The 23,980-nt window shown below is 66.1% G+C and carries 25 protein-coding genes, 2 tRNA genes and 1 riboswitch; of the genes, 19 read left to right on the top strand and 8 right to left on the bottom strand.

Annotated features, from left to right (window positions below):
• The first annotated feature begins 74 nt into the window (after positions 1 to 74).
• From D9V34_RS11510 to D9V34_RS11465, 10 genes are all read left to right on the top strand, one after another.
• Positions 75 to 1,199, top strand: coding sequence for an LLM class flavin-dependent oxidoreductase (locus tag D9V34_RS11510; RefSeq protein ID WP_121688927.1), 1,125 nt, complete (start codon positions 75 to 77; stop codon positions 1,197 to 1,199).
• Positions 1,186 to 1,803 carry a GNAT family N-acetyltransferase gene (locus tag D9V34_RS11505; protein WP_245992005.1) on the top strand — a complete coding sequence of 206 codons (618 nt, stop codon included), beginning with the start codon at positions 1,186 to 1,188 and terminating at the stop codon, positions 1,801 to 1,803. Before D9V34_RS11510 ends, D9V34_RS11505 begins: the two co-directional genes overlap by 14 nt.
• Positions 1,800 to 2,774, top strand: coding sequence for an amino acid ABC transporter permease (locus D9V34_RS11500; RefSeq protein ID WP_121688925.1), 975 nt, complete (start codon positions 1,800 to 1,802; stop codon positions 2,772 to 2,774). Before D9V34_RS11505 ends, D9V34_RS11500 begins: the two co-directional genes overlap by 4 nt.
• On the top strand, positions 2,771 to 3,532 hold the full coding sequence (locus D9V34_RS11495; RefSeq protein ID WP_121688924.1) for an amino acid ABC transporter ATP-binding protein: 762 nt from the start codon (positions 2,771 to 2,773) through the stop codon (positions 3,530 to 3,532). Before D9V34_RS11500 ends, D9V34_RS11495 begins: the two co-directional genes overlap by 4 nt.
• 59 nt (positions 3,533 to 3,591) lie before the next feature.
• Entirely contained in the window at positions 3,592 to 4,599 is a 1,008-nt protein-coding gene (locus tag D9V34_RS11490; RefSeq protein WP_121688923.1) for a transporter substrate-binding domain-containing protein, read from the top strand.
• A 114-nt stretch (positions 4,600 to 4,713) separates the two neighbouring features.
• Positions 4,714 to 5,058, top strand: coding sequence for a spore germination protein GerW family protein (locus tag D9V34_RS11485; RefSeq protein ID WP_121688922.1), 345 nt, complete (start codon positions 4,714 to 4,716; stop codon positions 5,056 to 5,058).
• A 59-nt stretch (positions 5,059 to 5,117) separates the two neighbouring features.
• Positions 5,118 to 5,229, top strand: a riboswitch (TPP riboswitch).
• 38 nt (positions 5,230 to 5,267) lie between these two features.
• On the top strand, positions 5,268 to 5,888 hold the full coding sequence (locus tag D9V34_RS11480) for an ECF transporter S component (protein WP_121688921.1): 621 nt from the start codon (positions 5,268 to 5,270) through the stop codon (positions 5,886 to 5,888).
• Between the two features lies 1 nt (position 5,889).
• Positions 5,890 to 7,368 (top strand): ABC transporter ATP-binding protein, encoded by a 1,479-nt coding sequence (locus tag D9V34_RS11475; protein WP_183091965.1) that lies wholly within the window; start codon positions 5,890 to 5,892, stop codon positions 7,366 to 7,368.
• 43 nt (positions 7,369 to 7,411) lie between these two features.
• Positions 7,412 to 8,212, top strand: a complete 801-nt coding sequence (locus tag D9V34_RS11470; protein WP_121688920.1) for an energy-coupling factor transporter transmembrane component T family protein — start codon at positions 7,412 to 7,414, stop codon at positions 8,210 to 8,212.
• The gene (locus tag D9V34_RS11465) at positions 8,205 to 8,828 is read left to right on the top strand and encodes a nucleoside/nucleotide kinase family protein (RefSeq protein ID WP_183091964.1); all 624 of its coding nucleotides are present in this window, start codon (positions 8,205 to 8,207) and stop codon (positions 8,826 to 8,828) included. The genes D9V34_RS11470 and D9V34_RS11465 overlap by 8 nt, the downstream gene beginning before the upstream one ends.
• A 34-nt stretch (positions 8,829 to 8,862) precedes the next feature.
• On the opposite strand, the gene D9V34_RS11460 is transcribed toward D9V34_RS11465, so the two are convergent.
• The 4 genes from D9V34_RS11460 to orn all read right to left on the bottom strand — a co-directional run bounded on the left by D9V34_RS11460 (position 8,863) and on the right by orn (position 11,568).
• Positions 8,863 to 10,095, bottom strand: coding sequence for a serine hydrolase family protein (locus D9V34_RS11460; RefSeq protein WP_121688919.1), 1,233 nt, complete (start codon positions 10,093 to 10,095; stop codon positions 8,863 to 8,865).
• Between the two features lie 132 nt (positions 10,096 to 10,227).
• Positions 10,228 to 10,575 (bottom strand): metallopeptidase family protein, encoded by a 348-nt coding sequence (locus D9V34_RS11455; RefSeq protein ID WP_121688918.1) that lies wholly within the window; start codon positions 10,573 to 10,575, stop codon positions 10,228 to 10,230.
• 212 nt (positions 10,576 to 10,787) lie between these two features.
• Positions 10,788 to 10,863, bottom strand: a tRNA-His gene (locus D9V34_RS11450).
• An 84-nt stretch (positions 10,864 to 10,947) separates the two neighbouring features.
• On the bottom strand, positions 10,948 to 11,568 hold the full coding sequence (gene orn / locus D9V34_RS11445; RefSeq protein ID WP_121688917.1) for an oligoribonuclease: 621 nt from the start codon (positions 11,566 to 11,568) through the stop codon (positions 10,948 to 10,950).
• 57 nt (positions 11,569 to 11,625) lie between these two features.
• Here orn and D9V34_RS11440 point away from each other — a divergent pair, with 57 nt between their 5' ends.
• Positions 11,626 to 11,841 (top strand): SCO4848 family membrane protein, encoded by a 216-nt coding sequence (locus D9V34_RS11440; RefSeq protein WP_030148782.1) that lies wholly within the window; start codon positions 11,626 to 11,628, stop codon positions 11,839 to 11,841.
• Positions 11,842 to 12,042: 201 nt separating this feature from the next.
• Positions 12,043 to 12,118, top strand: a tRNA-Arg gene (locus D9V34_RS11435).
• A 56-nt stretch (positions 12,119 to 12,174) separates the two neighbouring features.
• Here the strand turns inward: D9V34_RS11435 and D9V34_RS11430 are convergent.
• Positions 12,175 to 12,837, bottom strand: a complete 663-nt coding sequence (locus D9V34_RS11430) for a TetR/AcrR family transcriptional regulator (protein ID WP_121688916.1) — start codon at positions 12,835 to 12,837, stop codon at positions 12,175 to 12,177.
• Between the two features lie 92 nt (positions 12,838 to 12,929).
• Here D9V34_RS11430 and D9V34_RS11425 point away from each other — a divergent pair, with 92 nt between their 5' ends.
• From D9V34_RS11425 to D9V34_RS11400, 6 genes are all read left to right on the top strand, one after another.
• A complete protein-coding gene (locus D9V34_RS11425; protein WP_121688915.1) occupies positions 12,930 to 14,153 on the top strand; it encodes an MFS transporter in 1,224 nt (407 codons plus the stop codon).
• Between the two features lie 69 nt (positions 14,154 to 14,222).
• Entirely contained in the window at positions 14,223 to 15,179 is a 957-nt protein-coding gene (locus D9V34_RS11420; RefSeq protein WP_220700584.1) for a macro domain-containing protein, read from the top strand.
• A gap of 40 nt (positions 15,180 to 15,219) precedes the next feature.
• Entirely contained in the window at positions 15,220 to 16,341 is a 1,122-nt protein-coding gene (locus D9V34_RS11415) for a magnesium and cobalt transport protein CorA (protein ID WP_121688914.1), read from the top strand.
• 143 nt (positions 16,342 to 16,484) lie between these two features.
• Positions 16,485 to 16,928, top strand: coding sequence for a DMT family transporter (locus tag D9V34_RS11410; protein ID WP_121688913.1), 444 nt, complete (start codon positions 16,485 to 16,487; stop codon positions 16,926 to 16,928).
• Positions 16,925 to 17,266: a DMT family transporter gene (locus D9V34_RS11405; RefSeq protein ID WP_342773003.1), complete on the top strand. Its 342-nt coding sequence runs from the start codon at positions 16,925 to 16,927 to the stop codon at positions 17,264 to 17,266. Before D9V34_RS11410 ends, D9V34_RS11405 begins: the two co-directional genes overlap by 4 nt.
• A complete protein-coding gene (locus D9V34_RS11400) occupies positions 17,266 to 18,264 on the top strand; it encodes a GlxA family transcriptional regulator (RefSeq protein ID WP_121688912.1) in 999 nt (332 codons plus the stop codon). Before D9V34_RS11405 ends, D9V34_RS11400 begins: the two co-directional genes overlap by 1 nt.
• A 158-nt stretch (positions 18,265 to 18,422) precedes the next feature.
• Here the strand turns inward: D9V34_RS11400 and D9V34_RS11395 are convergent, their stop codons facing one another.
• Positions 18,423 to 19,808 (bottom strand): MFS transporter, encoded by a 1,386-nt coding sequence (locus D9V34_RS11395; RefSeq protein WP_121688911.1) that lies wholly within the window; start codon positions 19,806 to 19,808, stop codon positions 18,423 to 18,425.
• Positions 19,805 to 20,272: a MarR family winged helix-turn-helix transcriptional regulator gene (locus D9V34_RS11390; protein WP_121688910.1), complete on the bottom strand. Its 468-nt coding sequence runs from the start codon at positions 20,270 to 20,272 to the stop codon at positions 19,805 to 19,807. The genes D9V34_RS11395 and D9V34_RS11390 overlap by 4 nt, the downstream gene beginning before the upstream one ends.
• 172 nt (positions 20,273 to 20,444) lie before the next feature.
• Between D9V34_RS11390 and nadE the strand changes: the two genes are divergently transcribed.
• Entirely contained in the window at positions 20,445 to 21,272 is an 828-nt protein-coding gene (gene nadE / locus D9V34_RS11385; RefSeq protein ID WP_121688909.1) for an ammonia-dependent NAD(+) synthetase, read from the top strand.
• On the opposite strand, the gene D9V34_RS11380 is transcribed toward nadE, so the two are convergent.
• Complete coding sequence (locus D9V34_RS11380; RefSeq protein WP_121688908.1) at positions 21,269 to 23,959, bottom strand: tetratricopeptide repeat protein; 2,691 nt, start codon at positions 23,957 to 23,959, stop codon at positions 21,269 to 21,271. The genes nadE and D9V34_RS11380 overlap by 4 nt on opposite strands.
• Between the last annotated feature and the right edge of the window lie 21 nt (positions 23,960 to 23,980).

Genomic DNA, 23,980 nt, shown 5'->3' with positions numbered 1-23,980 from the left:
GTGTTAGCGTCTCGCAACCGGATAGCGCCAGCCCTCTCGACGCACCGACTCTACCGATTTGGAAAGGAAACACCGTGCCCATCGAATTTCTCGGCATCGCCGCTCTCAACGATGGAAGCGAGACCCGTGCACGCAGCGGTTCCAGCTTCGACAAGGACTACACCCTGCGTCTGGCCCGTGCCCACGAGGATAACGGCTGGGACCGCATCCTCTTCGCCTACCACTCGGGTTCCCCGGACCCCGCAACCATCGCCGCGTATGTGGCTTCGAAGCTGGACCACCTGAAGCTGCTGCTGGCCCACCGCCCCAACGTCTCGGCCCCGACCTATGCGGCCAAGGTCGTGGCAACCCTGGATCAGATCAGCGACGGACGCCTGAACCTGCACATCATCACCGGTGGTTCCACCGCCGACCAGGCAGCCGAGGGGGATTTCCTCTCCAAGGATGAGCGCTACGCCCGCACGGGCGAGTACATCAGCATCCTCAAGCAGGCGTGGACCAGCCACGAACCCTTCAGCTTCGACGGCGCTCACTATCGGATCGAAAACTTCGTCAGCGACATCTGGGCCGCTCAGCCCGGCGGGCCGAAGATCTCGTTTGGCGGATCCTCGGCGGCGGCGTATGAGATCGGTGCCGCGCAGAGCGATATCTACGCGCTGTGGGGAGAGCCGCTGGCGAACACCGCCGAGCAGATCAAGACCATTACCGACCTGTCGATCGCGGCCGGACGCACCGAGCGTCCGCGGATCCAGGTGGCATTTCGGCCGATTCTCGGAGCAACTGAGGAACTGGCCTGGGAGAAGGCCGAGCGCATCCTCGGGCAGATCGAGCGGCGCACCAGCGCGCTGCCCTCCTCGTTTGTGGGGGACCTGCGCAATCCCGAGAACGCCGGTTCGCAGCGGCTGCTCTCGATTGCGGACCAGGGGGACCGCTTCGACCGTGCGCTGTGGACCAAGGTGGCCGCCGCCACCGGCGGCCGCGGAAACTCCAATGCGCTGGTGGGGACCCCCGAAACCGTGGCGGCGGCGCTGCTTGACTATGTGGACCTCGGCGTCGACATCATCTCCGCCCGCGGCTACGACTACGTGGATGACACCATCGACTTCGGTCGGTACGTGATCCCGCTGGTCCGGGATGAGGTGGCTCGCCGGGACGCCGCCGCACAGAGTGCGCAGGAGAGATCCCGTGACGCTGCTTGATCACAACCCGACCCCGGATGCCGCCTCCGCGAACGATGAGATTTTTGTCTATGTGAGCCCCGACGACCCGCGGGTGCTTCCACTGCTGACCGATCTGGAGCGGGAATACGACGCCCGCTACGGCGACGTGTTCGAGGAACCGGCCTCGGTCGAGATCAACCGGTATCCGGCCGCCGAATTCAGTGCACCGCGAGGCGCGTTTGTTCTCCTCCTGCAGAACGGAATCGCGGTTGCCGGGGGTGCCTTCAAGACCCTGGATGAGCACACCACCGAACTCAAACGAATCTGGACCGCCACCGAGCATCGACGGCGGGGCCTCGCCCGTCGGGTGGTGCTCGAACTCGAGGACGAATCGCGTCGCCGCGGATTCACCCGCTCCTATCTGACCACCGGCCCGCGCCAGCCCGAGGCGGTCCGCCTCTATCGCTCGGCCGGCTGGACCCCGCTCTTTGACGAGGATCTGCCACCCGAGCGCATCGGCATTCACGGGTTCGCCAAGTCGCTGACCCCCGAGCCGCTAGACATCGCGGACATTCGCGCCCGGCATGAGGCCGAGCACGCTTCCCCCACCCCCTCACCCTCCTCGAATGGAGCCTCCTCATGACCGCACTCGCCCAGCGGCCCACCGACTCACCCCCCTCCGATCCCGCCCCCGCGGGAATCGATGCCCACCGTCTGGCCGAACGTCGAGTGCTCCCGCTGCGGCATCCATTGCGCTGGGTGATCACCGCGCTGGTCCTGGTTCTGCTGCTGAACTTCACCCAGACCCTGTTCACCAACCCGTCCTGGGAATGGGAAAAGGTGGGGAAGTGGTTTTTTAGCCCACCCATCCTGAAGGGTCTCCAGCTCACCATCGTGGCCACCGCGATCAGTGCCGTGGTGAGTTTCTTCGGCGGCATCGTTGTGGCCGTCGCCCGGCTCTCGGGTAACCCGGTGCTCAGCACCCTGAGCTCGTTTTACATCTGGCTATTCCGCTCGGTGCCGCTGCTGCTGGTGCTCGTTTTCCTCTTCAACCTCGGGAACCTCTATCCCGAGATCGGCGTGGGCATCCCCTTCGGACCCCAGTTCACCGTCAACACGGTCGCGACCCTGACCCCGCTGGCGCTCGGTGTGATCGGACTCAGCCTGTCCGAAATTGCTTACAGCGCCGAGGTGGTGCGTTCGGGGCTGCTCGCCGTGGACCAGGGGCAGCATGAGGCCGCCGACGCGCTGGGTATCCCCAAGCGTCGCCAGTTCACCCGGATCGTGCTGCCGCAGGCGCTGCGTTCGATCGTGCCCGCCTACGTCAATCAGATCATCGGGCTGATTAAGGCCAGCTCGCTGCTGTACTACGTCTCGCTACTGGACCTGTTTGGGATCGCCCAGAACCTCGGCAGCACCTATCCCACCGACGTCATTCCACTGCTCGTGGTGGCCACGATCTGGTATCTGATCCTGACCAGCGTGATCGCCGTGGTGCAGTACTACATCGAGCGCTTCTACGCTCGCGGAACGGTGCGGGTTCTCCCGCCGACGCCGCTGCAGCGGGTGCGCCGGGCCTTTGGCTCGCGCCGAGCGACGGCGGGTGTGGCATGACTCAGGCCATCGCCGTGCACAATGCCACCAAGTCCTACGGGGACAAAACCGTGCTGCGAGGTGTGGATTTCAGTGTCGAAGCCGGCACCGTGACCGTGATCCTCGGCCCGTCCGGATCCGGCAAGTCCACCCTGCTGCGGGCGATCAACCACCTGGAAAAGCTCGACGAGGGATTTGTCTCCCTCAACGGAGAGCTGATCGGCGTGCGGGTCAAGGGGGAGCGGCTCAAGGAGCTGCGTCCTCGCGAGATCCTGCGCCAGCGCGCCAAGATCGGCTTTGTTTTCCAAAACTTCAACCTGTTTCCCCACCTCACCATCCTGGAAAACGTCAGCGAGGCACCGATCTCGCACGGGATTAAGACCGCCGAGGCGCGCAAAACCGCCCGTGCGCTGCTGGCCCGGGTGGGTCTCTCCGATAAGGAGGCCAGCTATCCACGGCAGCTCTCCGGCGGACAGCAACAGCGGGTGGCCATCGCCCGGGCGCTGGCCCTGGATCCCGATGTGATCCTGTTTGACGAACCGACCTCGGCGCTGGATCCCGAGCTGGTGGGTGAGGTACTTGCGGTCATTCGCACCCTGGCCGGCAGCGGCAAGACCCTGATCGTGGTAACCCACGAGATCGGGTTTGCCCGCGAGGTGGCCGACCGGGTGGTCTTCATGGACGAGGGGGCCATCGTCGAGGAGGGCTCCCCGGAGCAGGTACTGACCGCCCCCGCACACTCCCGAACCCAGGACTTCCTGAGCAAGGTTCTTGCCTGACCGCCCACCCGTACTAACCCGAACCCCCACTAACCCGAACCCATCACAGAGGAACCATCATGACCATCATCACCCCCAAGCGGCTCCAGACCCTCGGTGCGCTCGCCGCCGCGGCCGCCCTGGTTGCCGGGCTTGCCGCCTGCTCCAGCAGCACCGAAGCCGCCCCCGCCGACACCGGAACCGTGACGGTTGCCGCGTTCTCCAACGGTGCCGGCACCGAGACCAAAATCAAGGTTTCGGCCATCGAGGAGATCCGTAAGACCCTGCCCAAGAAGGTACTCGACTCGGGCAAGCTCACCATCGGTATTGGTGCACTGCCCTCGGGCTTCCCGCCGCTGGCGTTTACCGGCGACGATAACGAAACCCTGACCGGTGCCGAACCTGACCTGGGGCGCCTGGTTGCCGGCGTCTTCGGGCTCAAGCCCGAGGTGAAAAACGCCACCTGGGACAACCTGTTTGTGGGCATCGACACCGGTGCCACCGACGTGGGATTCTCCAACATCACCGACACCGAAAAGCGTAAGGAGAAGTACGACTTCGCCTCCTACCGCGGCGATAACCTGGCGTTCCAGGTGAAGGCCTCCAATAAGTGGGAGTTCGATAACAACTTCGAAAACCTCAACGGCCTGAATGTGGCCGTGGGATCCGGCACCAACCAGGAGAAGATTCTGCTGGAGTGGAAGACCAAACTGGAGGCCGAGGGCAAGACCCTCACGGTCACCTACTTCCCCGACAATAACGCCACCACCCTGGCGCTGAACTCGGGCAAGATCGACGCCTACTTCGGCCCGAACCCGGGCATCGCCTACGGCAATAAGCTCACCGAGGGTAGCGCCAACCCCACCCGTACGGCCGGCATCTTCTCGGGTGCGGGGGAGACCCTGGAGGGCCTGATCGCCGCGACCGTGAAGAAGGATTCGGGACTGGCTCAGCCCATCGCCGACGCGATCAACTACCTGATCGACAACGGCCAGTACGGCCAGTGGCTGGATGCCTGGGGCCTGAAAAACGAGGCCGTGAAGAAGTCGCTGGTGAACCCGCCGGGACTCCCGCTGGACAACAACTAGCATCCGGAATCGAAACCCCCACACCTCGGCAGGTGTGGGGGTTTCGCGTGTCATGTACCCACACAGACCGGCATCGGGGTATCCGTATCCGGCCGAGCACGCTAGCGTGGGGGCATGACGAAAATCGCGTTGGACCTCGCAGACCGTTTTCAGAAGCTGGGCGTGCAGACCTCCTATGGTGACCCGGTCACCGTCGAGGGGGCAACCCTGATCCCGGTCGCGCTCACCGGCTTTGGTTTTGGCGCCGGAGAGGGCGAATTCGCCGAGGGTGCCACGGGGGAACCGGCCGGCAGCGGGGGCGGCGGAGGCGGACTCTCCGTTCCCGTGGGTGTGTACGTGCGCAGTGGCAACGGCTGGCGCTTTGAGCCCAACCTGCTCGCGACCATCGTGGTCTCGGTCCCGCTAGTCTGGGTGGCTGGTCGTATCCTCACCCGGCTGATCAAGGTGCTCAAGAAGTAGCCTGTCCCGAAATATCGTGTGACGCCCGGTCCCCGCGTGGGGCCGGGCGCGCGCTATACTCGGGGTAACACGGGAGTCCGGGATCCACTGGGCTGAGAGGAAGGTACGTACCTTCGACCGTCAAACCTGATCTGGATCATGCCAGCGCAGGGAGGATAAGTTTCTCTAACCCGTGCCTCCATTTCTCATTAGAAAGGGGCACGTTCACAGTGTCTATTAAAGAAAATGCAGTGGTTCCGCCGCGTCTGAATTTCCGCTGGCGGGTTGTCGACATCGTTGTGGCCAGCGTCCTGGGTGTTGCCGTCGCCCTGATTTTTGTGGCGTTCAACCTCGGCTGGAGCGGGATCAAGGCGCCGTTTGAGGCTTTGCTTCCCGGATTCCAGGGTCTCCTGGAACCCGTTTGGTACATCGGTGGTGTGCTGGGTGCGCTGGTCATTCGTAAGCCCGGCGCGGCCATCTATGTGGAAACCGTCGCCGCACTGGTCTCGGCGCTGGTCGGAAACCAGTGGGGTGGTTTCTCCACGATTGAGGCGGGCCTGGTTCAGGGCCTCGGTGCCGAAATCATCTTCCTGCTCTTCGCCTACCGGGTATGGAACCTGCCGGTTACGCTGCTGGCCGGGGCCACCGCGGGAATCTTCGGCGCTGTCAACTCGATCATCTTCTGGAGCCCGGGCGCCAGCTGGGGTTTCATCACCGTCTATGTGGGCGCTCAGATCATTGGTGGTGCGCTGATCGCGGGACTGCTGGTGTGGTTTGCGGTCAAGAGCCTCGCGGCCACCGGGGCGCTCAACCGGTTTGCGGTGGGGCGCAGCCTGGGGGTTCGGGTTTAGCGTGACCTCGGCAACTTCGGTGGTACCGGCGGCCGTCAGCATCCAGAACTGGGGCTGGCGGCACGCCTCCCGACTCGCGTGGGCACTTGAGAACGTGACCCTGGACATTGGTCCGGGGGAGCGGGTGCTGATTCTGGGCCCCTCGGGTGCGGGAAAATCGACCCTGCTGCAGGCGCTCGCGGGTGTCCTCGGCGGAGACGATGAGGGTGATACGCAGGGCAGCCTGACCGTGGATGGGCAGGACCCCGCGCATCAGCGTGGCCGCAGCGGCCTGCTGCTGCAGGATCCCGACTCGCAGATGATCCTCGCCCGGGTGGGCGACGATGTGGCCTTTGGCTGCGAAAACCTCGGGGTTCCCCGCGAGGAAATCTGGGTTCGTGTGCGTGAGGCTCTCGACGCGGTGGGGCTGGATGTTCCACTCGATCGCTCAACCCAGGCACTCTCGGGCGGGCAGAAACAGCGCCTGGCCCTTGCCGGGGTGATTGCGATGCGTCCGGGGCTACTGCTGTTGGATGAGCCCACCGCAAACCTGGATCCGGTTGGCGTCGCCGAGGTGCGCGATGCCGTGGGCCGTGTCCTTGACCAGACCGGTGCCACCTTCGTGGTGATCGAGCACCGGGTGGATACCTGGCTGCCGCTGGTAGATCGCGTGGTGGTGTTGGGTGCCGGGGGCGCGGTGATCGCCGATGGACACCCTGATGTCGTGCTCTCCGAGCGCGGTGCCGAACTCTCGCGCGAGGGCGTCTGGGTTCCCGGCCATCCGCCCCGTGTCTCGCTGCCCGCCGCGCAGCCCGCGGGGGTCGATCTCCTGGATACCCGGGACCTGGGCACCGCTCGGGTGCGCGGGATTCCGGTGGGATCCCCGGTGACCACCAACGTGCGTGCGGGGGAAGTGCTAGCCATCACCGGGGAAAACGGTGCCGGTAAGTCCACCCTGGCGCTGACCCTCGCGGGTCTGCTGCGCCCCGAGGGCGGTGAGCTACGGGCCACCGCGGAGCTGAACCGCGGGCTCGGCGATTCACCCATTGCCTGGAAGTCCACACAGCTCCTCGAACGCATCGGAACCGTGTTCCAGGATCCCGAACACCAGTTTTTGGCCACCACCGTGCGCCGGGAGCTCGAGGTCGGGCCGCGCGCTCTGGGGCTCGATCCGGCCGAGGTGGACGCACGCGTCAATGACGTCCTGGACCGGCTGGGCCTGAGCGCGCTGGATCGCGCGCATCCCTTTACCCTGTCCGGAGGCGAGAAGCGCCGGCTGTCCGTGGCGACCGCACTGGTGTCTCGACCGAGCATTCTGGTGCTGGATGAGCCCACCTTTGGGCAGGATGCCGGAACGTGGGCGCGGCTGGTCGAGCTGATCGGCGCGCTGCGCGCCGAGGGCTCGGCGATTATCACCGTCAGTCACGACGCCGAGTTTGTGGCGGCCCTGGCCGATCGCACCCTCACCCTGACGGCGGGATCCGCAGAGGTGGCCGCATGAGTACCCTGGGAATCACCGTGAGAATCGTGTCGGAGGTGGTGTCATGAGCGCGCTCGCCGGAACCGCCCCCGCGATCACCGCGCGCAGTACCGCGGTGATCCACCGGACCAATGCGGTGACCCGGCTGATCGTGCCGGTTCCACTGACCATCGTGCTGCTGCTGACCCTGGACTGGGTCTCGGCGGCCACGGCGCTGGCCGCGCTGGCGATTCTGCTGCCCTTTGCCGGGTTGACGCCGCGCCAGTTTTGGCTGCGCACGCTCCCGGTGTGGATCGCGGCGCCGTTGACCGGCATCACGATGCTGCTCTACGGCCGGCCCGATGGGACCGTGTACTGGGAGTTTGGGCTGGCGCAGATCAGCGACGGCTCGATCACGATTGCGATCGCCACCGTGCTACGGGTGCTGGCGATCGCGCTGCCCGCGGTGGTGCTGTTTGTGACCGTGGACCCCACGGACCTGGCCGACGGACTGGCGCAGATCCTCAGGCTGCCCGCCCGCTTTGTGCTGGGGGCGCTGGCGGGGATTCGGATGATCGGTCTGTTCCTGGACGATTGGCGTGCGCTGGAACTCGCCCGTCGCGCCCGCGGCGTGGCCGACCGGGGCAAGATCCGTCGCTTTGCCGGCATGGCGTTGGCGATGCTGGTGCTTTCGATCCGTCGCGGTACCAAGCTGGCCACCGCGATGGAGGCCCGCGGGTTTGGTGGCGCCACCACCCGCACCTGGGCGCGGGAGTCTCGCCTCGGTCGCATCGACCTCGCGCTGTTTGCGATTGGTATCCTGGTCAGCGTGATCGTGGTGTGGACAAGCGTGGCGACCGGCCACTGGAACTTCCTCTTTGGATAGGGCGGCGGCCGCCTCCCCGCAGGCGATTGATCGGGCTCGCACGCTCCTGGACGGGTGTGTGAACCCGATTGTGCTGATTGACGGGCCCAGTGGTGCGGGGAAGTCCACCTTCGCCGACGAGCTGATCGCGCACTGGCCGGCATCGGGGACGCCCACCCTGATCCGAATGGACTGGATGTATCCCGGCTGGGACGGCCTGGACCCCGCCGCCGAGGCGCTGGCTCGGGACCTGGTGGCCCCGCTGCGGCGCGGCGAACCCGGCTTCTGGCACGGCTATGACTGGGAACGCGGTGTGGTGACCGCGGCGACCCGGGTCGAGCCCGGGAATCCGCTGGTCATCGAGGGCTGCGGCACGCTGGGGCCCGCCGGGGACCTGGCCGACCTGGGCATCTGGATCGACGCCGAGGACACCTTCCGCAAGGCACGCGCCCTCGCCCGCGACGGGGAGGGATACGTTCCCCACTGGGATGCCTGGCAGGCGGATTTTGACACCTATGTGGCGCGCTGGAATCCGCGCGCCCGAGCTGGCCTGCTGCTGCGGGCCGAACCGGATCGGGTGGTGCCGCCGGACTCGGAGGCTGACTCGCCCGTTTCGCCGCCGGCTTCGCGCATCTGACGCCGCTCGCCCGATCGCGCCGCTACCGTTCCCGCTACTTCACGTACTTCGTCCAGAGCGCCTGGATCATCGGCAGCGGATGGCTCAGTCGCCACAGCACGTCCGGTTCGGTGAGTTCGGTATCCAGCAGCACCGGGATCTTCTGCTCGGCGATCTCTGGATCGCTGGATTCCACGTTGACGGTTCCCACCGGTGTCCCGGAGGCCACGGGTACCGGAATCTTCCCGGGTGAAACATCGAGTTTCGGAGCGGTCTGAGCCCAGTGCGGCCGGGCCGGGGTTTCCCCCGAGAGCCCGCGGGCCTTTTGCTCCCACGCGGTGGAGACACTCAGCAGGGGCGTGCCCGCGGCCAGGTCCGGGGCGGCTGTGACTCCGGCATCGGCGCTGGCCAGCAGGGCGAGCGTTTCCGCTTCCAGGGTTTTCCAGGTGGCCGATCGCAGCGAGGCCGACCCGAAGGTGAAGTCCCCGGCATCGGTTTTCATGGTGCGGGCAAACAGCAGGATGATGCCGGTCTGATCCGTGTAGCCGCGATAGAGAACCTGGATGTGTGCATCGGGCAGATAGGCGGAAGGTACCGACATGCCGCGCTGAAGGGCCAGCGGATCGGGCGCCTCGGTGAGTGCGGCGGTAATCCCCGGATCCGCGGCCGCCAGCGCGGAAATCCGAGCCAGGTCCGAAGCCGAGGCCACGTTGCCGAGGTCAACGCCGCCGGCATCGGTGATGACCAGGCTGGTCAGGCCCTCCTTGGACGCCCAGGCTTTGACAGCCTCCAGAAAGCCCTCCCGCGAGCCGTAGGCCCAGGTGGCCAGGGCATCGGCGTGGTTGGTGCTGCCGCCCAGGAGCATGGCCTGCAGCATCGAATGCTGGGTCCAGACATCCCCCGGATAGAAGGACACCGTGGAGGCCCCGGCCCCCGCACGCGCCACAAAGTCGTTGTAGTTGTCCTCGCTGATGGTGATGTTCTGCCCCGGACCCTCGGTGAGGGGATACCGCTGGGCAACCACCAGGGCGGTCACCAGGCGCGCGGCACCGGAAATGGGCAGAGCCGAGGCATCGCCGGCATGGGCGAGAACCGTGGTCTGCTGGGCAACCGCGGTGGCACCGGTTTCGGGCAGTACCGGAGGATGCACGGGGGCGGCCGAAGCGGGAGCCGCGGCAACCGTGACATCGGGTTCGGGAAGGGGGCCCAGCAGCACCGCGGGACCGTACCCGACCACACCGATCAGCACCAGCGTGCCCAGGGTGATGCTGATGCCACGTTTGGCCATGACGTTCCCTTCGTCGATCGGGGTCTCTGCCGCGTCCGGGGTGTGCGTACCGCGATGTAGTCAGCGTAATCGAGGCGTTCGGCCCGGGTGGGCGGCGCGGCCGAAAATGCGGCGATTTGACGGCAACGGGGACTATCCCCAGCCCAGACGGTGCAGTTCCTCGTCGTCGATGCCGTAGTAGTGGCCGATCTCGTGGACCAGGGTGATGCGGACCTGCTCGCGCAGATCGTCCTCGTCCTCGCAGTAGTTCAAGAGCGGGAGACGGTAGAGACTGATCAGATCGGGCATCTCGCCAAAGCCGTACTGCCCGCGTTCGGTGAGGTCCACGCCGTGGTAGAGACCGAGCAGGTCGAGGCTGCCGTCCTCGGGGAGATCTTCGATCGCGATGGCCACGTTCTCCAGCCCCTCGGTGACCTCCTCGGGCAGCGCCTCAAAGACGTCGTTGACGAGCGTGTCGAAGGTATCCGGATCCATTTCCATCACGAGAAAAATCCTATCGAGAATCTCGGCCGATGTGAGGATCTCGGGCGTGGCGCTGGCCCGGTGTCGGCGTGTCGTTTCGGGGGAGGGAAAGCCAAAATTTGATGCCGCGAGAATGGGTTTTCATCGCCTCGGGCGTGTCGTTCGATGCCCGTTTTCTCCGGTTAAAACAAAAAGAGGAGCATATATATGCTCCTCTTTTCATATTTACTTGGGGTGAGTAACGGGGCTTGAACCCGCGACCTCCTGAACCACAATCAGGCGCTCTACCAGCTGAGCTATACCCACCATGTCACTACTCGATACTAGCGCTTCTTTTCGCTGGCTGCGAATCGAAGTCTTCGTGTCGTGCGGTGCAACATGATTAGTCTATTACATCTCCGGAGCGTATTTTGACACCACGTCCTCGGCGATGGCCTTGGCCTCCTCCGAGGTGGGTCCGGGCTCGGCCACAAAAGCGGCCGCACGGTAGTACGCCAGTTCGCGAATTGACTCGAGGATGTCGGCCAGGGCGCGGTGGCCGCCGTCCTTCTCGGGGGAGCGGAAGTACACCCGCGGGTACCAGCGGTGGGCAAGCTCCTTGATCGAGGACACATCGATGTTGCGATAGTGCAGGTGTCCGTCGAGCTCGGGCATGTACTTGGCAAGGAATGAACGGTCCGTGCCGATCGAGTTTCCGGCCAGCGGCGCCTTCTTGGCCTCGGGTACATACGTGCGCACGTATTCCAAGACCTGACGCTCGGCCTCCTCGAGCGAGAGCCCGTCGTCGAGCTCGGTGATGAGCCCCGAGGTGGTGTGCATGTTGGTGACAAACTCGCCCATCTGCTCCAACGCCTGGGCGCTGGGCTTGATCACGAGGTCGATTCCGGGTGCGACCGGTTTGAGGTCGAAGTCGGTAATCACCACCGCGATCTCTACGAGTTCGTCGACCGCCAGGTCGAGTCCGGTCATTTCACAGTCGATCCAGACCAGTCGGTCCGCCAGATTTGCCATGCCCTCATGTTAGCCCGCCCCGCCGACAGATGGCGGATTCTCGCCTAGAATGAGCGGGTGACTCCGCTCCTATGTATCCTGCTTCTGATCAACGCCGCCTACAACGTGATTGTCTGGCCGCGCTTCTGGACCCGCGTGAAAAACGATCCCCGCGCTCGCGACGCCGAGGGCAAGGCCACCGCGTTCCTGCGGGTGCACGCGATCCTGATCGCAATCGCCCTAGTCATTGCCGCCGCCTCCGCGGTCGCGGGTGTGCTGGGCTTCTTCCTCTAGCGATCTACGTGCGGGGCCGACGTGGCCCGCGGTGTATGTACCGGGCGGGGGATGTGACGTGGCGATGCTGTCGCGCGGTTTTTGACCGTTGCGCTGTCGCCTCGCACCCGGAATCCGACGCGCCCGGCGGGTCCGCCGCGGGCGGCGCATTCCCGCGCCTGAATCGCCGCACCCGACGTTCGCGCTACACTTGTTTCGTCCGCCTCCGTAGCTCAGAGGATAGAGCAGGAGCCTTCTAATCTCTTGGTCGCAGGTTCGATTCCTGTCGGGGGCACCACGTCAAAACGGCCCCGCGCTCACCGTATTTCGGTGCGCGCGGGGTCGTTTTTGTGTTCACGCCGCCCGGCACTGCGCCGCCAGCCCCGCGACCACCGCAAGCAGGCCGCGGCGGAACAGGCGTTCGGAGGTACCCATCGGGCCGCCCACGTAGGCGCGCACGCGGGGGAGTTTGTCGCGCTCGGCGGCGGCGAGGATTTTCCGGGCCAGCGGGGTGTCCGCCTCCAGGGTGCGTTCGGGTTCCACCCGGGTGAGGAGTGCGCCGAGCACATAGTTCCAGAGTGCCCGGTAGGTGTTGAGGGCGTCCACCGGGGTGGCCCCCAGTTCCTCGGCGGCGGCGATGAACTCCTCGGCGAACCACAGCGCGCCGGTGCCGGTGCTGCCGCCACGGCGGAGGATATCGACGATCCACGGGCGGGTCACCAGGACCGCGTACATCCCGTGTCCGATCGCCAGCATCCGATCCTGCGGGGTGCCGTGGGTCGGAGTGCGGGGAATGTCCTCGGAGAAGCGGTCGAGCACCGCGCTCAGCACACCCTCCTTATCGCCCAGGTGGCGATAGATCGCCGCCAGAGTGGTGCCCGATCCGCTCGCCAGCCGGCGCATCGTCAGGCCCTCGATTCCGCCGTTCATCAGCATTAATCCGGCGGTGTCGAGGACCCGGTTGCGGTTGAACTCGACCGGACGACCGGGCTTTCGTGGGGGAGAAGTGTCGGGCATGCTGTCCAATCGGTTAATAACGAGAACGCCATTGCGAAACTGTGTGCCGCGGACCTAGCGTACCCAGCAGAACACACAATGGAAAGGCACCCATGCAGCCCCAGGTTTCGGACACCCCGTCCACCGCAACCAAGCCTCAGATCCCGCTGGTTCTGAGCGCAGTTTTCCTGGTCTACCTCGGCCAGATGACCCTCAACCCGATCATCGCCCCGCTCTCCCGCGAGGTGGGGCTGGCCGAATGGCAGGTGGGCGTGATGATCAGCCTGGCCGCGGTCTGCGTGGTCCTCAGCAGTCAGTTCTGGGGTCGCGCCTCGCTCTCCCGTGGACGCAAACCCGTGCTGGTCGCGGCCATGGGCACCGCGGTGGGCGCGATGGCGCTCTTCGCCCTCCTCGCCCAGCTGGGGATGCAGGGGACCCTGCGCGGCACCGCACTGTTTATCCTGCTCCTGATCACCCGCGGGCTGCTGTTTGGGCTGGCCATCGCCGCGGTTCCGCCCACCGCTCAGGCCTATATCGCCGATGTGACCACCACCACCGAATCCCGGGTGCGGGGCATGGCCGGGGTGGGCGCCGTTCAGGGCCTGGCGATGATCGGCGGTGCGGTGGTGGGCGGCGCGCTGGCAGGCTTCGGGCTGATGGTCCCGCTGCTGTGTGTGCCGGTGATGATCGGGATCGGGCTGATCGCGGTGATGCTGTTCCTGCGCCGCGAACAGCGCCACGAGCTGATCGAAAACCCGCCGAAGGTAAGCCCCTGGGATCCGCGCGCCTGGCCGTTCCTGCTGGCCGGCTTCGGGCTGTTCACCGGGCTGGGGTTTGTGCAGATCATCACCGGCTTCATCGTCCAGGACCGCTTTGCTCTGAACGCGGGGGCCGCGGCCGGGATCACCGGTGCGGCGCTCCTGGCGGCCGGGGCGGGAATGGTGATCGCCCAGGCGGTCCTGGTTCCTCGGCTGGGATGGCGGCCCGGCACGCTGCTGCGCGTGGGCGCGGCCGTCTCGCTCGCCGGATTCCTGGTCCTGATCCCCAACGCCGGCATTCCGCCGCTGGTGATCGCGCTGTTCCTGATTGGCCTGGGCCTCGGGTTGGCCATGCCCGGCTACACCGCGGGGCCCTCGCTCCTGATGAGCGCCGAGGAACAGGGCGGCATCGCCGGGCTGATCGCCGCCAACAACGCGCTCACCTTTGTCCTGACCCCCACCCTGGCGACCCTGTTCTACACCTGGTGGCCGCCGCTCCCGCTGATTGTCAGCGCCCTGGTGTGCAGCGCGGTGCTGGTGTTTGTGCTCATCCATCCAAAATTCCGCGCCACGGTCTAGGGCCGGGTGCCCGGCAACTGCGCGATCCCGGGTAGCGTGGAGGGGACACACAACGCACGGGGGTAAACGGTGATCAAGATTCGCGCACAGCTGGGGAACATTACGGCCGTCCACGCCGACGCAATCGTCAATCCCACCTCGCCGGCCATGCTTGGTGCCGGCGGGGTGGATGCGGCCATCCATCGTGCGGGTGGCGCGTCGTTCCGGGCAAACGTTCGCGAACGATTCCCCGAGGGGATGGGGGGCGAAAACGCGGTCTGGAGTATCGCCGGGAAGTTGCCGGCCCGCTGGGTGATTCACGTGACCGTGCCACCGTTTGCCACGGCTCAGAAGGACCGCGCCTATCTGGTAGCCGGATATCGCCGCATTTTTGCGGTTGCCGATAGTCTCGGCGTGCGAACGCTGAGCCTGCCGGTGATCGGGGCCGGAGCGTCGGGCTGGCCGCTCACCTGGGCGGTGATCGACGCCATCGACACGATCCTGGCGCTCGATACCGGCGTACAGGAGGCGATCCTGGTGAGCCCCGATTCGCACACCATCGACGGCATCAACGGTGTGCTTGCGCGTCGCACCGGGCTGAGTATTCTCGATGCCGTCCGAGTGGTTCACGCCCGCGGCTATCACCGGGTGCGGGTGTCCTGTGGGATGAACGCTTCCGGCTCGAACTGGCGTGTGACCATCTGGGATGATTCCTCGGGTACGGGCTTCATCCCGGCTAATCCCGATGGATATGTCCTGCGCTACACCGACGGGATGGGGCCAAACTTTTTGGACACCCAGGTGCCTCCACTCGCGGATCCCGACGTGCTCGCCGATCGTATTATCGCGGCGCTCCCACACGTTCGGCCGCTGCGGGATGACGCCGAGTATGCCGCCTGGTTTGCGGGCCTGCAAAACCTGTGCCAGCGCGAAATCAGCGTGCCCATCGGCTACGCCGACTACTTTGATGACACCCTGGGGTGGGAGATCGGCTGGGGTTCGGGACTACGCTATCCGCTGCCGCCAGATCCTGCCCGGCTAAGCTGAACAGAGCCCCCAAGACCACTGCGACGACGAGGAAAAGCGGATGCCCAAACGCGATCATGACGAGCCCGTACGGCGCAGAAACCCCCTCTTTCACCGTCGGGAGACTGCCTCACCGTCTCCATCGGCGAGCGGCGGCTCGACCCTGCGCACCCGGTATGTGATCGATGGGAGTCTGCGTCCCTCGCCGGAAAACGTCTCGGTGGCCGAGTCGCTGGAGTTCGCCGATGCGGCCCCGAACCGGATCGCACTGAGCCTGTTCCCCGCCCCCACCCCCGAGGACGTGGAGGAGCTGGCGGCCGCCTGGGACCTGCACCCGCTGCTGGTCGAGGATCTGCAGCACGCCAAGCAGCGTCCCAAGCTGGAGCGCTACGGGAACGTCCTGTTTATGGTGCTGCGCTCGGCCCGCTATGACGACGCCGCCGAGGACGTGGATTTCTCCGAGTTCCACGTGCTGGTGCGTCCGCACGCGATCGCCGTGCTCTGCCAGGATCGCCGCTGGATCGACGGCACCGATGAGGCCACGATCGCCGGAGATCCCGCGGACATTGCCGATCGTGGTGGCCGCACCCTGCTGGATGATGAGCACCTGCTGAACCTCGGGCCCGAGGCCGTGGCCTACCGCCTGCTGGATGCGATCGTGGACGGGTATACGCCGGTGCTGCGCGGCCTGCTGATCGATAAGGAGCAGATCGAGCGTCAGGTGTTTAGCGGCGACCCGGCCGTGGCCGAACGCATCTACCGGCTGAGCCAGGAGGTCATCGACCTGCAGCACACCACCTCCTCGATGGCGGACGTGCTGGTCGCACTGCGTCAGGGGTTTGACCGCTACGAGGTGCCCGGTCCGCTCCAGGCTTACCTTCAGGATGTCTCCGACCACCTCGCCCACGCCAGCACCCGGGTGTCCGAGTTGCGCGACGCGCTGTCGCAGATTCTCAGCGTCAACTCGACCCTGGTGGCTCAGCGGCAAAACGAGGACATGAAAAAGATCTCGGGCTGGGCAGCCATCCTCTTCGCCCCCACCCTGATCGGGGCGATCTACGGCATGAACTTTGACCATATGCCCGAGCTGCACTGGGCGTTTGGATACCCGTTGGCGCTGGGATCAATGGTGGTGTTTGGCCTGGCGCTGTACGGGGTATTCAAGTACAAAAAGTGGATGTAGCGCCGTCCCAGATGACGCACACGCGGCGGTGGCGTGAATCTTTCGTATCGTGACACGCGTGCCAATTGTGGGGGTGCGGGAGGTACGGTGAACTAGGGATGTTCGGCATGTGGCCGAACGCCTATTCACGGAGTCACACACATATGAAAACCTGGCTGCTGCTTCTGGCCGCAATCTTGACCGAGGTCACCGCCTCGGTCAGCCTCAAAGCCGCTCAAACGCATCCGATCTGGTACCCGCTCGTGGTCCTCGGATACGTCGCATCCTTCTACCTTCTCTCCCGCGTGCTGCGCCTGGGCCTGGGCCTCGGTGTGGCCTATGGCATCTGGGGTGCCACCGGCGTCGCGCTGACCGCGCTGGCCTCCGTGCTGTTCTTTGGCGAACCACTGACCCCGCTGATGATCGGCGGGCTGATCCTCATCATCGCCGGTGTCCTGGTGGTGGAGCTGGGGTCCCAGCGCGCCCACGGTGCCGCCGAGCGGGCCGCCGCCGCTCCTGCATCCGCCGCCGCAACAGCCGTTGCCGCCACAACAACCGCCGCTGCCGCAACAACCTCCGCTGAGGCCCCCACCGAGGCCCCCGCATGATCGCCGCGATCCTGCTGGCGCTCGCCGTGGGTAGCGAGGTGGCGGCCACCGCGTCGCTGCGCGCGGCCGTGGGCGGGAGTCGTCGCTGGTACATCCTGACCGTCGGCGGATACCTCGCCGCCTTCTCCCTGTTCGCCGGTTCGCTGAGCTCGGGCATGCCGCTCGGCGTCGGGTATGGAATCTGGGCCGCCAGCGGTGTGGCGATCACCGCGGTGCTTGCCAAGTACCTGTTCAAGGAGCCACTGACCGCGCTGATGTCGCTGGGCATTGTGCTGATTATCGGCGGCGTGGTCCTGGTTGAGGTGGGTTCGGCCACCGCCCACGCGGCGCTCGGCTAGTGCGCACCCCCGAGAACCCCGCACGCGAACTCGGCACCGCCACCGCACCCCATCGGGTTGCGGTGGCGGTGCCGCCGGGGGTGGCGCTGTTTGATCTGGCGATCCCCGACGAGGTGTTTGGCGAGGTGCGGGTGAACGGTGAGGCGCCCTATGTGGTGACCGCCTACGCGTTTGGCCACGAGGCGGGCGTCGAGGTGGCCGGCGGTCTGTTTCTCCCCGGACACGGGGATGTGGCGGGCTTTGAGGGCTCGGATACGCTGGTTATCCCCGCCGGTGAAAATCTGGAGGAGCCGCCGCCGGCGGCCCTCATCGATGCCATTCGTCGCGCCCATGCCCGCGGTGCGCGGATTGTGGGGCTCTGCACCGGGGCATTCACCCTGGCGGCGGCCGGACTCCTGGATGATCAGATCGCCACCACCCACTGGCGCTACGCCGATGCGTTGAGCCAGCGGTACCCGCGGGTGAGTGTGGACCCGGCGGTGCTCTATACGTCCCACGATCGCGTCTTCACCTCGGCAGGGACGGCCGCCGCGATCGACCTGTGCATCGAGATTGTGCGCCGGGATCACGGCGGCACGGTTGCCAATGAGCTGGCCCGGACACTGGTGATGAACCCGCATCGGGCCGCCGACCAGGCACAGTTTGTGCCGATCCCGGTCCCCGAGTGCAGTGACGAGAGCCTGTGGCCGGTGATCGAGTGGGCGCGCACCAACCTGGACCGTCGCATCGGCGTCGGCGACCTTGCCGACCGCGCGCACGTGAGTGTGCGCACCCTGATTCGTCGCTTCGACCGCGAGTATGCGCTGACCCCCAGTCACTGGCTGCGATTGGAGCGTGTGCGCCGCGCCCAGCAGCTGCTCGAGGAGACCGATCTGGGCATCGACGAGGTGGCCCGGCAGAGCGGCTTCGGCACGGCGACCAGCCTGCGTCAGGCCTTCGCCGAGCGCCTGCACACCTCGCCGGCCGCCTACCGAGGTGCGTTTAGGTCTCGCGTCTAGACGCGCCTGCCTCGCCCAGCGGCGAGGCAGGCGCGACGAGCCGGGCGTGCCGCGGTTGCGTCTGAGCGTCAGGTTGGAGGCGTCGCGGCGAAGCCAGGGTAACGAGTCGGAAGTGCTGCGGTTTCGTCTGCGTGGCGGACCCGGCGCGTCCCGGCAACCTACTTCTTGGGGGAGCGCAGCGAGCGATCCAGGATGGTGAGGACCAGCGCACAGGCAGTCAACCCGGCCACGATCCACCCGATGGTGTTGAGGCCCGCATCGCTCGGGGCCTGTCCGTAGACGATGCCGATGATGCTTGAGGCGACAATCGCGCCCAGCTGAACCGATGTCCGGGACAGCCCGGCGGCCACACCGATCTGTCCCTCGGGTGCCTGGCGATAGAGCGCTGCCTGGTTGGAAATCGAGGCGAGACCCTGCGGCAGACCAAACACCGCAAGCACCACCAGGATGTAGATGGTGGGATCACTCGAGGAAATGCTGGAGAGCAGCAGCCCACCCACCATCGGTGCGGCGGCGGCAATGATCAGCGGGCCCCGGATGCGCTTGGCGCGGGCGACCAGAACCGAGCAGATGCCCGCAACAATCGCGGTGGGGATCTGATAGAGTCCCGCGGTCGAGGGTGCCAGTCCGACATCCGTCTGCAGCCACTGGCTCATCGCGTACACCACCAGGTAGGAGCCGGTGAACACCAGCATCAGGCGCAGGTAGGTCCGGGCCAGCGGGCCGTTGTGGACCAGCATGCGCACGTCGATAAAGGGAACCTGCGCGCGGTACTCCCACCAGATCAGAGTGCCCAGCGCCACCGCAGCGATCGGCAGGAGCCAGTAGAGTCCCGAGCTGAGATCCAGCAGGAACATCAGCAGTGCGACCACGGTGATGGCAAAGAGCAGCAGTCCCGGCGGGTCAATCGCCTTCCAGGCCGACACCGTGCGGGCACCGCGCACCCGGGTCTTGTCGCCGGGGAGCCACAGCCAGGCCAGCACAAACGCGATCAGCGCGAGCGGAATGTTCACCAGGAAGATGGACTGCCAGCCGAACGCATGGATGAGCACCCCACCCAGCACCGGGCCGATCGAGGAGGTCACCAGGCTGGAAATCGACAGCCCCGAAAGCAGCACCTGCGGGGTGGGTTTGTCGAGTCGGGCCGACTGATCGGAGATCAGCGTCATCGCCGAGGGATACGCGGCCGAGGTGCCCAGTCCGAGTAGCAGCCGCGCCAGCAGGACGCCGCCGAAGGTGGGCAGCAGGGTCGGGATAATGCCCGCGGCCGCGACGATTGCCAGTCCGGTGAGATACACCCGACGCGGCCCAAACGTGTCGGCCAGCTTACCCATCGCCGGCTGGCTCACGGCGCTCACCAGGTAGAGCCCGGCTACCAGCCAGATCACCGTGGCTGCCGAGACGTTTACCGCGTGGGCGATCGGGGTCAGCGCGACCGCGATCATCGTGGTGTTAATCGGGTTGAGGGCGGGGCCGATCAGAATCGGGATCGCAAATTTGGGGCCAAACCCGATGGATTCGGCCCGAGTGATGACCGCGCTCATTTGCGATCAAGACCAAAGGCAACCCGTTCCATCAGCTCGACGCCGGCGCGCAGGGTTTGACGTTCCTCGGCGCTCAGGTCGGTATCCATGAGCAGGGCCAGATCACGATCGCGCACCCGGTTGACGGTGTCCAGGACACGCTGCCCGGCCTCGGTCAACCGGATCAGGTCGCGGCGGCCGTCGGTGGGATCGGGGGCCTTGTCGACCAGCTCGCGGGTCACCAGGTCGCCCACCACGCTGCCCATTGACTGTGGGCGCATCTGCTCGCGCCGAGCCAGGTCGGCGATGCTCAGCGGGCCGTGCCGAAAGAGCAGGCTCAGGACTGCCTCGTGCGTGCGTCCCAGACCCTCGACCGTTTCGATTCGGCGCAGGGTGCGGCGCAGACGGTCGACATTGAGCCGGAATCGCTGGGCGGTTTCCAGGGACTGCGGATCGGGATCGGGGGTGTTCATCGTGGGGGCCATGGTTTCAGCCTAGACTTCGACAGGCAATCTTGCAAGTTTACCTGTCTATATCGATGTGTGGGTGCGAGCAGCGCTTGCCAGTGCGCACTCATCAAGGGTCGCCAGTCACGAGGATTTCACGCCACGAAACATTGATGACCGTGGCGAGCCCAACCGGGGGTAGATTAGAACCATGAGTGAGCTACAGCAACAGATCATCTCCGAACTTGGGGTTCGGCCCACAATCAATGCGGCCGAAGAAATCACCCGTCGGGTGGATTTCCTCGCCAACTACCTGCGCAGTACCGGGGCTCGTGGCCTCGTGCTGGGCATCAGCGGCGGGCAGGATTCCTCCCTCGCCGGTCGCCTGTCCCAGCTGGCCGTAGAAAAACTGCGGGCCGAGGGAGTGGATGCCCACTTCACCGCGATGCGTCTGCCCTACGGTGTGCAGCACGATGAGGATGATGCGCAGCTCGCGCTGGAGTTCATCCGTCCCGACCGTTCGGTGGTCCTGAACATTCGTGGGGGAGTGGACGGCGTCGCCGATGCCTTCCGCGAGGGCACCGAGGAACCGCTCTCCGATTTCAATAAGGGCAACATTAAGGCCCGTGTCCGCATGATCGCCCAGTACGCCGTGGGCGGCGCCGATGGGTACCTGGTGGTGGGCACCGACCATGCGGCCGAGGCCATCACCGGTTTCTACACCAAGTTCGGTGACGGCGGGGCCGATGTACTGCCGCTCTCGGGCCTGAGCAAGCGTCAGGGTGCGGCCCTGCTGCGCGAGCTGGACGCCCCGGCTCGCCTCTACGAAAAGGCACCCACCGCCGATCTCCTGGACGAGGTCCCCGGACAGACCGACGAGTCCAGCCTCGGCGTGCGCTACACCGAGATTGACGACTATCTGGAGGGCCACGAGGTGGACGCCGATGTGGCCGCAGCCCTCGAAGCGCGCTTCCTGCTGACCCGTCACAAGCGTGCGCTTCCGGTCACCCCGGATGACACCTGGTGGGTCGCCGGCTAACCCCCGAAACCCACGTCTCCGATGGCCTCCGCGAGCATGCTCGCGGGGGCCATCGTCTGCGTCTCGGCCGCGAGGTTTCCCCAGGGGAAGAGGGCAACCAGAATCAGTAGTGACACCAGGGCCACCAGGATCAGGACGCCAATCACGCGTCGAGTCAGGGGTTTAAGCGCCTCGGCATGCTTGCTGCGTGCTCGCCTGGTGTCGCGGTCGTCGACTCCCAGCTCGCGCTGCATGACCGGCACCAGAGTCTTGAACGCTCGACTGGCAGCCCAGTACCGTTTGCGCGCGAGCAGCGCCTCGGCCACATCGCTGCGCGAATCCAGGGTGTCGCGGTGGGTGGGCCCCAGCACACGCGCGCGATCTCGCGCCACCGCACGGTAGATCGCCTCGGCCTCCTCGTGCCGACCCAGAATCGTGAGTCGGCGTCCAAGCCTTGAGCGCAGTCCCAGCGCATCGGCAGAATCGGGCGCAAACGCGGTCGCCCGGGCGATCGCCGCCCGCTGCTCGACCATGCTCTGCTCGATGTCTCCATTCTGGAAGAGACCCTGGGCGAGGCGGCCCTGCAGCATCGCAAATCCGAGCGGGTCGGCATCGGGATCCAGGTACGGCATCACCTCACGATAGGCGGCCACGGACTCGGCGGGGGAGCCGATACGGAACACGGCATCGGCCACGCCGCGGCGCGCCTGTAGGGTTTCCGGATGGGTGGGCCCCGCCACCTCACTGAAGGTGTCGGCTGCCTGACGGAAGGCGAGCAGGGCGTCGGCAAAGCGACGCTGATCGGCCAGCAGGATCGCCCGCCGCAGCGAAACCCGGGCACCAGAGAGTCCGGCAGCCCCCTCACCCAGCGAGGCAAGCGACTCGGCGACCACCGCGCTGGAGGCTTCGGTGTTGCCCCGTGCCCGCTCCACATCGGCCAGATTGTCCACCGTATCCAGGGTGCGCGGGTCTTCGGGGCCGAACACGCGGGTGCGGTCGGCCAGGAGGGCGCGGAAGCGTGCGGCCGCATCCTCCAGATGCCCGGCCCGATACGCCGTCCAGGCACGGGCGCTGCGCGAGGAGAGCGCCTCGGTGCTGTCGGGCCCCTGCGCGGCGATCCGGGCCTCGATCACCCGGTCGAGCTCGGCGATGGCCAGATCGTAGTCACCGAGGTGTTCGTGTTCGCGAGCCAGGTTGTGGCGGGTGGTCAGAATATCGGGGTCCGCATCGGCCGTGCGTTGGCGGCGCGCCTCGTCGGTTACATCGATGTCTGCCATCTGGCTACGCAGCAGTTGGATCCACTCGTTTCGGGCGCGATCATGCTGATCCAGTTCGCAGGCGATGAGGGCCAGGTTCCCCAGCACCCGTCGATTTCCCGGAGTGTTTTCGGTCAGTGCCTGGGCACGCAGCGGTTCCAGGAGACGCTGCGCCTCAACGTAGCGATCCGCGCGAATATAGGCGACCGCCAGATCATTCTGGCTGGCCGCATCCTCCGGGGTACTCAACTCACGCAGAATCGCGATGGCCTCGTCATCCCGGCCCACGTCGGTCAGGGTCATGGCGAGTCGGCGACGCACCACGTCGCGAGATGCCGGGGTGATTTCCGGGATATCCAGTGCCGCCTGGAACGTGGCGATCGCCTCATCGGTGGCACCGAGCGTGCGCAGGGTGAAGGCAATCCGGTCGCGATTTTCCAGGATGTCGTCGGGGGTGCCCTCCTGGGAAATCAGGTCGTCCAGGCGTCGATACTCCTCGAGGGCGCGCGCGTGACGCAGCGTGTCGATCAGGCGTGCGGCCCAGCGTTGCCGCATCAGGATGACGGCCTCATCGCCCGCACCCGCCTCCGCGGTGAGCCGTGCGATCGAGGAGGTGAAGACCTCATCCAGAGTGTCACCCGAGAGGGCACCCTCCATCTCGCCACGTTCGGTGATCACGATGCGTCGACGCAGGATCGTGCCCAGTAGGTCGGGATGCGGGTGGGTGCGGAGATCATCCAGCAGGTCGGTATAGGCGATCTCGGCGTCTCCATAGCGCCCCAGCAGGCCGAGCAGATACGCCACATCCTCGCGGAGGTCCAGGGTTGTGACCGCCCGGGGTCCATCGGACTGTTCCAGTGCGATCAGAGCCGCGCGATAGGACTCCAGGGCTGCCTCATAGTCGCCCGAGGTGCTGGCGATTCCGGCCACGATGCGGTGCGAACGAACGGTATCTGGATGCAGGGGTCCCAGGGCCGCGAGGCGCCGATCACGTAGATCGTGGGCCATCTCCAGGGCCTGCGGATAGCGGTTGAGATCGGCGGTCAGCCGCACCCGAATTTCGCGCACCCGGAATGCCTCAACCGCATCCTCACCGGCGACCGCTTCGATATCCGCAAGCAGACGGGTGCTCTCGGTGAGGGCTGCGTCCTGCTCGCCCGAAAAGGCGGTCGCCAGGACCCATTCGACCCGGGCGCCCAGGGATTCGGCGGAGTCGGCACCATTGAGCACGCTCCACTGCCGGGAAACCTGTGCCCACAGATCGGCGGCTTCACCATCGCGGTCGATCATATAGAGCAGAGCGGCCTTTGCCGCCAACGCACGGGTGGCCTCGGCCGAACCCGCCGCGCTCAGCGAGGCGGTCGCAATATGTTCGTCCAGAATCTCAAGTGCGCGAACGGTTCCCTCGCTGCGCAGCAGCTGAAGGAGTTCTTCTCGAGAATCAAAACTCATCGGAGGCCTTTCGCGGGATGT

Source organism: Mycetocola lacteus (genome assembly GCF_003667575.1).
Lineage (GTDB): Bacteria > Actinomycetota > Actinomycetes > Actinomycetales > Microbacteriaceae > Mycetocola > Mycetocola lacteus.
Note: the sequence above shows the minus strand (reverse complement) of the source record. Positions and strands in the feature narration are given on the sequence as shown.